This is a genomic window from Massilia forsythiae (genome assembly GCF_012849555.1).
In the GTDB taxonomy this organism is placed as follows: domain Bacteria; phylum Pseudomonadota; class Gammaproteobacteria; order Burkholderiales; family Burkholderiaceae_D; genus Telluria; species Telluria forsythiae.
The window spans coordinates 30,733-43,521 of record NZ_CP051686.1 but is presented as its reverse complement, the minus strand read 5'-3'; the positions used below and the strand labels follow the sequence as shown (position 1 = coordinate 43,521).

8 protein-coding genes and 3 pseudogenes are annotated in these 12,789 nt (G+C 64.1%); 9 read left to right on the top strand and 2 right to left on the bottom strand.

What is annotated here, in order from left to right:
- The 9 genes and pseudogenes from HH212_RS26545 to HH212_RS26505 all read left to right on the top strand — a co-directional run bounded on the left by HH212_RS26545 (position 1) and on the right by HH212_RS26505 (position 9,421).
- Positions 1 to 1,275, top strand: coding sequence for an ATP-grasp domain-containing protein (locus HH212_RS26545; RefSeq protein WP_170205741.1), 1,275 nt, complete (start codon positions 1 to 3; stop codon positions 1,273 to 1,275).
- Positions 1,259 to 2,373, top strand: a pseudogene (locus HH212_RS26540) (pyridoxal-phosphate-dependent aminotransferase family protein). The gene HH212_RS26545 and the pseudogene HH212_RS26540 overlap by 17 nt, the downstream one beginning before the upstream one ends.
- 13 nt (positions 2,374 to 2,386) lie before the next feature.
- Complete coding sequence (locus tag HH212_RS26535; RefSeq protein WP_170205740.1) at positions 2,387 to 3,133, top strand: 4'-phosphopantetheinyl transferase family protein; 747 nt, start codon at positions 2,387 to 2,389, stop codon at positions 3,131 to 3,133.
- Positions 3,134 to 3,307: 174 nt separating this feature from the next.
- Positions 3,308 to 3,928: a glutathione S-transferase family protein gene (locus HH212_RS26530; protein WP_170205739.1), complete on the top strand. Its 621-nt coding sequence runs from the start codon at positions 3,308 to 3,310 to the stop codon at positions 3,926 to 3,928.
- Between the two features lie 9 nt (positions 3,929 to 3,937).
- The gene (locus HH212_RS26525) at positions 3,938 to 5,527 is read left to right on the top strand and encodes an ABC transporter substrate-binding protein (protein ID WP_170205738.1); all 1,590 of its coding nucleotides are present in this window, start codon (positions 3,938 to 3,940) and stop codon (positions 5,525 to 5,527) included.
- A 25-nt stretch (positions 5,528 to 5,552) separates the two neighbouring features.
- Positions 5,553 to 6,530: an ABC transporter permease gene (locus HH212_RS26520; RefSeq protein WP_170205737.1), complete on the top strand. Its 978-nt coding sequence runs from the start codon at positions 5,553 to 5,555 to the stop codon at positions 6,528 to 6,530.
- A gap of 86 nt (positions 6,531 to 6,616) precedes the next feature.
- Positions 6,617 to 7,456 carry an ABC transporter permease gene (locus HH212_RS26515; RefSeq protein WP_229217796.1) on the top strand — a complete coding sequence of 280 codons (840 nt, stop codon included), beginning with the start codon at positions 6,617 to 6,619 and terminating at the stop codon, positions 7,454 to 7,456.
- A 7-nt stretch (positions 7,457 to 7,463) separates the two neighbouring features.
- Positions 7,464 to 8,441, top strand: coding sequence for an ABC transporter ATP-binding protein (locus HH212_RS26510; RefSeq protein WP_170205735.1), 978 nt, complete (start codon positions 7,464 to 7,466; stop codon positions 8,439 to 8,441).
- Between the two features lie 77 nt (positions 8,442 to 8,518).
- Complete coding sequence (locus HH212_RS26505; RefSeq protein ID WP_229217792.1) at positions 8,519 to 9,421, top strand: oligopeptide/dipeptide ABC transporter ATP-binding protein; 903 nt, start codon at positions 8,519 to 8,521, stop codon at positions 9,419 to 9,421.
- Positions 9,422 to 9,717: 296 nt separating this feature from the next.
- Here the strand turns inward: HH212_RS26505 and HH212_RS26500 are convergent.
- Positions 9,718 to 12,683 (bottom strand): annotated as a pseudogene (locus HH212_RS26500) (Tn3 family transposase).
- 4 nt (positions 12,684 to 12,687) lie between these two features.
- Positions 12,688 to 12,777, bottom strand: a pseudogene (locus HH212_RS26495) (helix-turn-helix domain-containing protein); the annotation flags it as partial.
- Positions 12,778 to 12,789 lie beyond the last annotated feature (12 nt).

The window sequence follows — 12,789 nt, the reverse complement described above, 5'->3', positions numbered from 1 at the left end:
ATGCAGACGTGTTTTGTCGTTCTCGAACCGGTCAACCATGTGTACAAGGTGATCGAAACCGCCGCCGCGCGCGGCTTGCACGTGGTGGTCTTCCACGCGGCGCCGCTTGCCGTCGGCGGCGGCTACACCAAGGGCTTCGACGCGATCGGCGAATTCCACCGGATCGGTTCCTGGCTCGACGAGGAAGCGGCGCTGCAGAGCATCCATAGCCACCTCGACGGGCGCGCCGTGAGCGGTACCTATGCGGCGGTCGAGACCGTCCTGCTGGTGGAGGCTACCCTGCGCGAGCAGCTGGGCCTGCCGTCGCATGGACGCGCGGCGATCGAGAGGCTGCTCGACAAGCGCTGGGTACGCCGGCGGCTGCGCGAGACCGGCCTGTCGCGCCTTGGCGACGCCAATCCACGGGAGGTCACGGCCGGCGCGACCTGGCCGTTCGAGGACAGGACCGCCTATCTCAAACCGATAACCGGCGGGGGCAGCGTACACGTGACCAAATGCGCCGGCCTCGAGGACGTGGCCAGGGGGCTGCGCGAATGGGACGAAGAAGCCCTGAGCTGCCGGCCCATCCTGCGCCAGCATTTGCGGCGCGGTGGCGACCTGTTTCTGGAAGAGGAGGCTAAAGGCGAGCTGATGTCGCTGGAAGGCTGGGTCCAGGATGGGCGCTACCGCGCCCTCGGGCTCACCTCACGTACCGTGCTGGCGCGCGACCCGAGCGTGGAGATGGGCGCCACCTTCCCATATGACCACCCGCTGCGCGCCGACATCGAGAGCAAGATCGGCGCGATCCACGCGGCCCTGGGGCTGGTGCACGGTATGACCCATGCCGAACTGATGGTGTCCAGGGAAGGCGTGGTGGAGCTCGTCGAGTTGAACGTGCGTTTCGGCGGCTCGGACATCCTGCTGATGATGAACCATGCGTTCGGCGCGGCGGTTGACGAGTTGCTGGTCGATGTCGCCTGCGGCCGCGAACCGGCGCGGGTCGATTTCATCTGCAAGGGTTATGCCTGCATGCAGCAGCTGCTGGCGCCCCCGGGTACGGCGGTATTGGAGGGTATCGACTTGGATCGCGGCCTGGTCCTCAATTCCCGCTTGCTCAAAGACGCCGGATCGGTGCTCGCGTCGACGAATTACCAGGGCGACCACGTCGCCACCTTCATGGTCTACGGCGATTCGTATGCCGAGGCGCTCGAAAACGCCCGCAAGGTGCGCAGCGGGGCGAGGGTCAACGGCACGTGGATTGGAGAGGATTGCAACAACGATGTCGTGCTCCGCTAACCTTCAACCACCGACCGCCCATCCGGACCCCTACGCACCTATAGAACATCTGCAGCCGCCGAACGTCACCTCGCTGGATATCATCCTTCGGCAGAAGCTCCTGCTCATGATGGGGGCGGGACCCGTACCGATTCCGCACAAGGTGGCGCATGCGCACTCGGTCGTGATCAATCACCTGGGCGACACGATGAACACGGTGATCGAACAGGTCAAAGCGATGGGCCGCTACGTGACCAGGTCTAGCCACGTGCTCGGCGTTGCCGGACCCGGATCGGCCGCGATGGAGATGGCGATCGCAAACCTGGTCGCGCCGGGCGACCGCGTGCTGTCCTTCTGCAACAGCTATTTCAGCCGGCGCATGGCCGAGATGGCCTCGCGCGTCGGCGGCGAAGTGGTCTGCCTCTCGGTGGTGGACGCGGTGTGCACGCTGAGCACCATGCCGTTCGAGATGGATAGCTGGAAGGTGGACGCCGTCATCACCGGTGGTCAGAAAGGTTTGTCGTCGATCCCCGGCGTATCGCTGCTCGCCTTCTCCGACGCAGCCTGGGACCGGATCGAAGCGTGCCGGCACAAGATGGCGCACTGGTGCCTCGACGCGCTGCTGGCGGACCGGTTCTGGAATCGCAAGTCCTATCACTACACGGCGCCCGTCTCGGGCATTCTCGCGCTGCATGAAGCCTTGCGCCTGGTTTGCGAGGAAACGCTGGAGCATCGGTTCGAGCGTCACCGGATCTGCTCCAGGGCGCTACAGCGCGGCATCGAGGCGATGGGGCTCGAATTGCTGGTGCCGCAACCGGCGCGCCTGAATTCCGTGGTCGGCGTCCGCATACCCGAGGGGGGGCGGCCGACGCGGTGCGCGGCCACATGTGGTGCGCGCATCGCGTCGAGACCTCGGGCGCGTTCGACCTGAACATCGTGCGCATCGGACAGGTGGGCGAGCAGAGCTGTGCGCACAACCTGTTCCGCACCCTACATGCGCTCGGTTCGAGCATGCGCCATGCCCTGCCGGCCGCGATCGCGGAACTTGAAAAAGGCCTGACGCCGCCTATTGCGTCAGCGCCCGGGAATCGACCGAATGCACCCGCGCGGCAGGCGTGAGGTGGCGCCGCTGTTGAGCACCTGGCTGGCCGCTCGCCTGCCGCGCGTCGCGCGCTGCCTGCCGGAAGCGGCGATCGACTCGTGTTTCCGTCTTGACGTCGCCACGGCGCAGGCCGGGCTCGCGCTTGACCACCTGGACTGTATCCTGGCCGGTACGCCGCTCGACGGCCTGCCCGGCATGCCGGTCAACGCCGTACGGCCCCGCCAGCTGTCCTATCTCGCAGGACGGCTGTGCGCCGAGCGCGCGCTAGCGGCCTGCGGACTGCGCCTGGACGGCGGTGTCGGACGAGGGGACGGGGGTGAGGCACTGTGGCCTGAGGGCTTCAGCGGTTCCATCTCGCACACCGGCAACCGGGCGTTCGCCGTCGTCGCCGCGCGCCAGGGACGCTACGACATCGGTATCGATGCCGAACACATCGTCGACGACCGCACCCGGCGCGACATCCAGCGCTTGTGCATGTGCGAGGATGAAGCCGGGCTGGTGGCGGCATGCCCGGACCCGAACGTGGCAGCGACCGCGCTGTTCGCGGCGAAGGAAGCCTACTACAAGGCGGTCTACCGCGTCGTGCGCAGGTTCGTCGACTTTGGGGAGGCGCTGGTAAGCGCGATCGACGTCGACGCCGGCCGCATCGACATTGGACCTGCACCCGACGCCGCCGCGGCGCACGCGCTGCCGGGTACCCGGGTCCGGCTGACGGTGCGGGACGGTATGGTACTGGCCGCGCTGGCGCCGGGCTATTCGGCCGCGCCCCAGCCGTGAGCCACGTGGGCGGGAAATGCGTACGGACACCCACGCAACTGTCATGGTTGGCAAAAATAACAGTTTGCGACGCGTTATTCCCGGCTTGATCTTGCACAAGGTTGATGCTCGTATGTAACATGCAGCAATCCGGCCATCACGGTCCGCACCTCGTCATTCTTAACCAGAGCGCTCATGCTGAAAATCTTAGGGAAAGCCACGTCGATCAATGTCCGCAAAGTGTTGTGGACTTGCGCGGAACTGGACATCGCGTTCGACCGCGAAGATTGGGGCGCCGGCTTCCAGTCCACCTCGCAGGCCAGCTTCCTCGCACTCAATCCGAACGCACAGGTGCCGGTGATTGTCGACGGCGATTTCGTGCTGTGGGAGTCGAATTCGATCTGCCGCTATCTGTGCAACAAGGCCGGCGATGGGCGTTTGCTGCCGGCCGAACCACAGGCGCAGGCGCGTGTCGAGCAATGGATGGACTGGCAAGCCACCGATCTGAACAATGCCTGGCGCTACGCCTTCATGGGACTGGTGCGCGCCAGCCCGGCGTACCGGGATCCGGACCAGATCCAGGCCAGCGTCGCCAACTGGAACCTGCACATCGGGCTCCTCGACCAGCAACTGGCGACCAGCCGCTACGTCGCCGGCGACCGGTTTTCCCTTGCCGACGTGGTGCTCGGCCTGTCCGTCAACCGTTGGATGTTGACCCCGATGGAGCGGCCGGTGTACCCGGCCGTGGCCGACTATTACGAACGGTTAAGCGTACGTCCCGGTTTTCTCGCGTTCGGCCGCAACGGAGAGCCTTGAGCAGAAAGCATGACTAGATACCATCGTTTATTTCACGCCTTGCGCGCCGTGTCGATCGCCTGCGCGATCGCGTTGGGGCCACCCGCCATGGCCCAGCAGGGCGAACTGAAGCTCGCGCTGAGCGCTGCGCCGACCTCGCTCGACCCGCACTTTTACAATATTTCGCCCAACCTGAACCTGGCCGAACATATCTTCGAATCACTGGTCAAGATGAATCCGGATGTTCAGCCGGTGCCCGGGCTGGCGAAGTCGTGGAAAATGGTCGACAAGCTGACCTGGGAATTCGAATTGCGGCCTGACGTGCGCTTTCACGATGGCAGCCTGCTGACGACGGAAGACGTGTTGTGGTCGCTGCAGCGGCCCGCCACGATCGTCGGCAGTCCCGGTAACTTCGCGGTCTATACCAAGGCTATCGTCAGCGCCCGCGCGGTCGGCACGCATACGATCCAGCTGACCACCGGGCAGCCTTATCCGCTTTTGTTGTCGGACCTTGCCGCCATCGCAATCCTGTCGAAACGCGCGACCAACGGCCTGGCGAGTGAGGATTTTTCGAACGGGAAAGGGCTAGTCGGCACCGGTCCGTACAAGTTCGAACGCTTCGTGCGCGACGATCGCGTCGAGCTGGCCCGTTTCGACGCTTATTGGGGACCGCGTCCGGCGTGGAGCAAGGTGACCTTGCGCTTTATCCCGAACAACGCGGCGCGCCTGGCCGCGCTACTGGCGGGCGACGTGCAGGCCCTGGACAACGTACCGCCAGCCGACTTGGCGCGCTTGCGCACGCAGCCGAACCTCACGCTGGCGAGCAAGGTGTCGTACCGCCTGATCTTCCTTTACCTGGACGCCGCGCGCGACCGCTCGCCATACGTGACCGACAAGGCGGGCAAGCCCCTGGCCGCCAACCCGCTCAAGGACAGGCGAGTGCGCGAGGCGATCTCACATGCGATCGACCGCCAGGCCATCAGCGATAAGATCATGGACGGGCTGGGACAGCCCACCGGTAACCTGGTGCCGTCCAAGCTGTTCGGCTATGACCCGGCGCTGCCGGTGCCGGCCTACAATCCGGCGCTGTCGAAGCGACTGTTGGCGCAGGCCGGCTACCCGGATGGATTCGGCATCACGCTGCATACTCCCAACAACCGCTACGTCAACGACGACAAGGTGGCGCAGGCGATTGCCCAGATGCTCGGCCGGGTCAGCATTGCTGCGCGCGTGGAAAGCATGCCGATGTCGGTCTACTCCGCGCGCGGCAGCAAGGGTGATTTTTCGTTCGGACTGCTCGGCTGGGGTGCCCAGACCGGCGAAGCCTCGTCGCCCTTGCGGGCATTGGCTGCCTGCCCGGATGCGGCGACCGGCTTCGGCCCCTTCAACTGGCTAAACTACTGCAACCCCCGCGTCGACGCGCTGCTCAAGCAGGCTTTGACGACGGGCGACGACCGGCAGCGCAGCACGCTGCTGCAACAGGCGACCGCACTGGTGACCCAGGATGCGGCGTTGGTACCGATCCACCTGCAAGTGGCCACGTGGGCGATGAAAAAGGGAATCCATTATGTACCGCGAACCGACGAACGTACCCATGCCCACGAATTCACCGCCGACTGAGCGGCCCCGTCGCTGAAAAACCATCTTGCTTGCCTTCCTCGTGCGCCGGCTGGTGCTGAGCGCGTTCATGATCGTCACGCTGTCGCTGATAGTATTCGTGGCGCTGTATGCGATCGGCGATCCAGTGGCATTGCTGGCGCCGCCCGACGCGACTCAGCTCGAACGGGCCCGCATTGCGGCGGAAATGGGACTCGACCAGCCGCTGCCGGCGCAATACCTGCGCTTCCTGCACAATCTGTTCAGGGGCGATCTCGGGCGTTCCTTCGTATACGGCATCCCGGCGTTGCAGTTGATACTGGAGCGCCTGCCGGCCACCCTCGAACTGGCACTGTCGGCGATGCTGTTGGCGCTGGCGATCGGGATTCCGCTGGGAATGTACGCCGGCCTACACGCCAATCGCTGGCCCGACCGCGTAATCTCGCTGGTGGCGGTGCTGGGCAACTCGCTGCCGACGTTCTGGGTCGGGCTGATGCTGATCATGGTGCTGTCGGTCTGGCTCGGATGGCTGCCGGCAAGCGGGCGGGGTGCCACGCGCGCGTTGTTCGGGGTGCCGTTCAGCTTCGTCACCCTCGATGGCCTGCGGCACCTGGCGTTGCCGGCTGCGAACCTGGCCTTGTTCAACGTGGCGCTGGTGATCCGCCTAGTGCGGGCCACGACCCGTGAGGTACTGCCGCTCGACTATATTCGCTTCGCTCGCGCCAAGGGCTTGCGTGAGCGGCGTGTCGTTGGCGTGCACGCCCTCAAGAACATCATGAACCCGGTTCTAACCGTGATCGGCCTGCAGTTCGGCTCGCTAGTGGCCTTCGCTATCGTCACGGAATCGGTGTTTTCCTGGCCGGGAATGGGAAAGCTTATCATCGATTCGATCCGCATACTCGACCGGCCCGTGGTGGTTGCCTACCTGATGTTCATTCTGGCGCTTTTCATTGTCATCAACCTGCTGATCGAGATTGCTTACTCAATACTCGATCCCCGCATTCGCATGCGCTCGACCGTCCCATGAAAATCCTGCCGCCCCTTCCCGCGCCGCATAAACTGGGCGCGCTGTCGCGCTTTGGCTGGCACGCGTTGCGGCAAGCTGGCGTGGGCATGCGCGGCGGCGCCGGCGTGCTGCTGCTGGCGTTGCTGGTCGTTGCGGCACTGGGAGCGCCATGGCTCGCCTCGCAGAATCCGTACGACTTGGCTCAGCTCGACCTCATGAACGCGCGCGTGGCGGCGGGGGCGCTCGGCGCGGATGGGCAGCGATTCATGCTGGGCACGGACGGGCAGGGACGCGACATGCTGTCGGCGATCCTGTACGGGTTGCGCATTTCCTTGTTCGTGGGGACGGCCAGTACAGCCCTGGCCCTGCTGGTCGGCTTGCCATTGGGCCTGCTGGCGGGCTACGGCAAGGGCGCATGGGGTGGCTTGGTGATGCGTATCGCCGACCTGCAGTTGTCGTTTCCGCCGATCCTGGTGGCGTTGGTGTTGCTTGCCCTAGGGGGACCGGGAGCCGGCCGCATCGTGCTGGCGCTGGCTACAGTCCAGTGGGCCTATTATGCGCGCACCATCCGCGGGGTAGCGCTTGGCGAGTGCGCCAAGGACTACATGCATGCCGCCGCCGTCCTTGGACTGCCGCACTGGCGCATCCTGTTCCGTCATCTGCTGCCGAACTGCCTACCGCCGATAATCGTGGTGGCGACGGTGCAGATGGCGTCCGCGATATCGCTCGAAGCCACATTGTCCTTCCTCGGCGTGGGCATGCCCGTCACGGAACCGTCACTCGGGCTGCTGATCGCGAATGGCTTCGAATATTTGTTGTCGGGCAGTTATTGGATATCTTATTTCCCCGGCTTGGCGCTGCTGCTGCTGATCGTCTCCATCCACCTGGTGGCCGATCACGTGCACGACCTGTTCGACCCGCGCGCGCGAGGCCAGCGTGGCAGGTGACGCGGACGTGAGCGGGAGCGTGCTGGCCGTGACCGACCTGTCGGTCCGCCTGCCGGGCCGAGCGGGCAAAGTGACGGTCGTCGACCGGGTCTCGTTCGAGGTCGGGCGCGGCCAGTGCATGGGGATCGTCGGCGAATCGGGCTCCGGCAAATCGATGACCGGCTATGCCTTGATGGGACTGGTGGGCGTGGACGGCCATGAGGTGTCCGGCGCCGCCGTGCTGGGCGGACGTGACCTGCTCGCGCTGGCGCCCGCACGCATGCGCGAGATGCGCGGCAACCGCATTGCGATGGTGTTCCAGGATCCGATGATGACGCTCAATCCGGTGTTGCGGATCGACACCCAGATGGTCGAGGCGGTCCAAGCCCACGCGCGGGTGGGACGGACGGAGTCATTGCGGATGGCTGCCGAGGCGCTTGCCCGCGTCGGTCTGCCAGATCCCGGCCGGCGCCTCAAAGAGTACCCTCATCAACTGTCTGGCGGCATGCGCCAGCGCGTCGCGATTGCGCTGGCCTTGATCAACAAGCCGGACCTGATCATCTGCGACGAGCCGACCACGGCGCTGGACGCAACCACGCAAGCCCATATCGTCGCCGAGGTGCGACGCCTGTGCCGGGAAGACGGCACCGCCCTGATCTGGGTATCGCACGACCTGGAGCTGGTGGCGGCGATCGCCGACAAGATCGGCGTCATGTATGCCGGACGCCTGGTCGAAAACGGCACGGCGGCGCAAGTGCTGGGACAGCCGCGCCATCCCTACACCGTCGCCTTGCTTGCCTGTATGCCAAGCAGGCAACGCCATGGCCTGGACCTGCTGCAGATTCGCGGCCGCATGCCGCTGGCGCACGAGATACCGTCCGGCTGCGGATTTCGTACGCGTTGCGACTACGCTTCCGAGCGGTGCAACGCGGTGCCCGGCACGAGCGCATGGCACGGCCACGCGGTGCGCTGCTTCCATCCGCTTTCCGTCCAAGAGGCCGCGTGAACCCGTGCGAAACGAGCAGTCCGCTCCTGGAACTGCGCGACATCCGGAAATCCTTCGGTGGGCGCCCGCCTGGGCGCATGGCGGCCTGGCTGGGGCGCGCGCAGGCCGTGGCGCCGCCGGCGCTGGACGGCGTGTCCTTGTCCATCCACGCCGGCGAGGCGGTCGGCTTGGTCGGCGAATCCGGCAGCGGTAAGTCCACCCTGGCGCGGGTGGCGATCGGGATGCTCCAGGCTTCGTCCGGCAGCCGCACCTGGAAAGGGCTGGCGCTCCAACCCGGGCAAATGCGGCCCTTGGGAATGCAGATGATTTTCCAGGATACCCATGCGTCGCTGAACCCCCGCATGCGCGTGCTAGACCTTATCGGCGAGGCCGCGCTGGCGCATCGCTTGGCGCTGCCGGCAAACCGCCGCGCGTTCGTCGAGCAGTACCTGGACGCGGTCGGCCTCCCGCGTGCCGCGATTTCGGCCTACCCGCATCAGTTATCGGGCGGGCAGCGCGCGCGCGTGGCGATCGCGCGGGCGCTCGCGCTCGGGCCGGACCTGCTCATCTGCGACGAGGCCGTGGCCGCGCTGGACGTGTCGGTGCAGGCACAAATCCTGAACCTGTTCCAAGGACTGCGTCGCCAACTCGGATTGGGCTATTTCTTCATCAGTCACGACGTCCGTGTCGTGCGTCATTTATGCGATCGCGTCCTGATCATGTATCGTGGCCGCGTCGTTGAGACGGGATCGGTTGCTCTGTTGATCGAGCATGGAAGGCATCCCTACACTCAGTTATTGCTCGATTCGCTGCCGGAGCGCATAGCGACGCGTTCCGGGACGGCAAACCCGGCCATAGCGGGCGTGGCGGAGGCAAGTCGGGAAGGGTGCGCCTTCGCGCCGCGCTGCCGGCATGCCCATGCGCGTTGTCTCGAACAGGTGCCGGCGCTTCGCGAGATAGCGCCCACGCATTTCTCGGCTTGCCACCTCGACCAGCCTTGATTTGCTCGATGTGGCTCGCTGGCGACGCCCGTCGCCGACGTCGGTTCTGTCGCATTGTTGAGTGATAAGCGGATTTTTCCGCATCGAGCATAGTTCCGGCTCATGTCGGACGGACCAGTCCCCCAGGCTTAGAATTGGTCGACAACCGACGTGCCGACGCCGTCGATCGCAAACTGACCCTTGCAATTATGTGCATGAGCTCGACACCAGCGAGCACACTGCAGGCTGCGAGAAATGACTTGAAGCCCAGCATTGGCATTGTTGGGGTCGCCTCAGAAAACGGAAAATAAAGCACGCTAAGCCGTTTGGCGCGGTCTGAGTGGTCTGAACTGCCGGCACCTACCTTCGCACTGCTACGCCACACGTAATCGCCTGTCAGATTGATATGTTCCCAGCCAAGCGGCGACAGGTACTGCAACAGGCCGGTATCAACGCTCTGGCCGTGTCCACGCAGCGCATTCGTGGCCCGCTCAAGGTATACGGTATTCCAGAGTACGATCGCGGCCGTCACCAGATTGAGGCCGCTCGCTCGGTAACGCTGCTGCTCGAAACCCCGATCGCGGATCTCGCCAAGGCGATTGAAAAACACGGCACGCGCCAGGGCGTTGCGCGCTTCGCCCTTGTTGAGCCCTGCGTGCACGCGGCGCCGTAGCTCGACGCTCTGCAGCCAGTCGAGGATGAACAGCGTTCTCTCGATCCGTCCCAGCTCGCGCAACGCGACGGCCAGGCCATTCTGACGCGGATAACTGCCTAGCTTCCTCAGCATCAAGGACGCCGTGACCGTCCCCTGCTTAATCGACGTGGCCAGCCTTAAAATCTCATCCCAGTGAGCGCTAACGTGCTTGGTGTTCAGCGTCCCGCCGATCATCGACTTGAGTCCGTCATAGCTGACATCGTTCCTCGGGAGGTAGAGCTTGGTATCGCCCAGGTCGCGGATGCGCGGCGCGAACCTGAACCCGAGCAGGTGCATCAACGCAAAAACGTGATTAGTAAAGCCGGCCGTGTCAGTGTAGTGTTCCTCGATCCGTAAATCGGACTCGTGGTACAGAAGGCCGTCGAGCACATAGGTCGAGTCGCGCACGCCGACGTTGACAACCTTGGTATGAAACGGCGCGTACTGGTCCGAAATGTGGGTATAGAACAGCCGCCCCGGCTCACTGCCGTATTTCGGGTTGATGTGGCCACTGCTCTCGGCCTTGTCGCCAGCCTTGAAGCGCTGGCCGTCCGAGGATGACGTGGTGCCGTCACCCCAGTGTTCCGCGAGGGGATGCCGGGACTGTGCATTGACCAGCTCGGCCAGCGCAGCGGAATAGGTGTCGTCGCGGATGTGCCAGGCCTGCAGCCACGCCAGCTTCGGGTATGTCGTGCCAGGGCACGACTCGGCCATCTTGGTCAGGCCCAGGTTGATCGCGTCGGCAAGGATCGTCGTGAGCAGCAAATTCTTGTCCTTGGCCATGTCACCGGACTTCAGATGCATGAAGTGTCGAGTGAACCCGGTCCATTCGTCCACTTCCAACAGCAGCTCTGTGATCTTGATGTGTGGGAGGATGGCCGCGGTCTGGTCGACCAGGATCTGAGCGCCGTCAGGCGCTACCGCGTCGAGCGGCGTAATCTTCAAGCCCGATTCCGTGAGTACCGCATCCGGCAAGTCATTGGCCAAGGCCATCCTGTTGACCGCGGCCAACTGTTGTTCCAGCATGCCGATCCGGTCATGCAGGTAGCGGTCGCAGTCCGTGGCCACAGACAGCGGCAGATCGCCCGCGATCTTCAACGCCGCGAACCTGTCGATCGGTACCAGGTAGTCCTCGAAATCCTTGAATTGGCGCGATCCCTGTACCCAGACGTCTCCCGAGCGCAGCGCGTTCTTCAGCTCTGACAACGCGCACAGCTCGTAGTAGCGACGATCGAGGCCTGCGTCGGTCATGACCAGCTTTTCCCACCGTCTTTTGATGAAGTCAGTCGGCGCCTCTGCCGGCAGCTTGCGGGCATTGTCGGCGTTCATGGTTCGCAGCACGTCGATTGCAGCAAGCACATCACGGGCGGCCGGCGCCGCGCGCAGCTTGAGCACATCGAGGAATGCGGGCGCGTAGCGGCGCAAGGTCGCGTAGCTCTCGCCAACCCGGTGCAGGAAATCGAAATCGCCAGGCTGGGCGAGCTTTTGCGCCTCACTGACGCTTTCGGCGAACGCATTCCAGGAGATCACCCCTTCGATGGCGGCGAACGGGTCTGCGCCCGATTGCTTGGCTTCCAGTAGGGCCTGACCGATGCGGCCGTACAGTTTCAGCTTGTCGTTGATAGCCTTGCCGGACGCCTGGAACTGCTGCTGATGCTTGTTCTTGGCCGCGTTGAACAGTTTGCCGAGGATGCGGTCGTGTAGGTCGATGATTTCATCAATCACTGTTGCCGTGCCCTCGATCGCCAATGCGGCCAGCGTGGCGTAGCGCCGCTGAGGTTCGAACTTCGCCAAGTCGGCCGGCGTCATCTGACCGCGCTCCCGGGCAATCTTGAGTAGACGGTTTTGGTGAACCAGGACATCGATCCCCTCAGGTAGACCAATCGCCTGCCAGACCTTCAGGCGCTCGATGTGTTCCAGCATGTGGCGTGAATTCGGCTTGGCCGGCGACTGGCGCAGCCAAGCCAGCCACGTTGTCTTGCCGTTGCCCCGCCGATTGAGCAAGTCGTCCAGCCGTCGGCGGTGCAGAGACGATAGAGGCTCACACAGCGTGGCGTAGATGTGCCGGCTAGCCATCGTGATCGCTTCCGCACAGATTCGCTCGATCGCACCCAGCGCGGGCAGGATCACTGATTGCTGTCGCAGATTCTCGATGAGGGTGTTGGCCAGCATGACGCCTTTGTCGGTCTGCTTGGCGATCTCGGTCAAGGTGTGCACGGACTGCCGATAGTGGCCCATCGTAAAGAGCTGGTATCCGAAAACGCTCTGCAGTTCAACAAGGTGCTCGCGCCGCGTCTGGTCGCGCTGGCCGTACTGCGTCCAGCACTCGGCCGGTACCTTCAATTGTTCGGCAACGAATTTGAGCAGAGCCGGAAACGGTGCCTGGTCGGCAGCGAGGATGACGCCAGGAAAGCGAAGATAGCAGAGTTGTACCGCGAAGCCGAGGCGATTGGCAGGGCCACGCCGCTGCCGGATAACAGACAGATCGGATTCGCTGAATTCGTAGTATCGGATCAGGTCGTCTTTGGCGGTGGGTAAGGTCAGGAGGTTGTCAAGCTCGGTGGCGGATAGGATGGAACGACGGGGCATGCGGTTATTCTGTTTTCAGGTATTGGTAAAGGGTTTCCCTACTGATACCGAGATCGCGAGCCACGGCCGCTTTTGACTCGCCGGCGGCGACTCGAGCCTGTCAGAA

Coding starts and splice junctions, on each gene's coding strand:
- HH212_RS26545 (WP_170205741.1), top strand. CDS start 1: ATGCAGACGTGTTTTGTCGTTCTCGAACCGGTCAACCATGTGTACAAG.
- HH212_RS26530 (WP_170205739.1), top strand. CDS start 3,308: ATGCTGAAAATCTTAGGGAAAGCCACGTCGATCAATGTCCGCAAAGTG.
- HH212_RS26525 (WP_170205738.1), top strand. CDS start 3,938: ATGACTAGATACCATCGTTTATTTCACGCCTTGCGCGCCGTGTCGATC.
- HH212_RS26515 (WP_229217796.1), top strand. CDS start 6,617: ATGCGCGGCGGCGCCGGCGTGCTGCTGCTGGCGTTGCTGGTCGTTGCG.
- HH212_RS26505 (WP_229217792.1), top strand. CDS start 8,519: ATGGCGGCCTGGCTGGGGCGCGCGCAGGCCGTGGCGCCGCCGGCGCTG.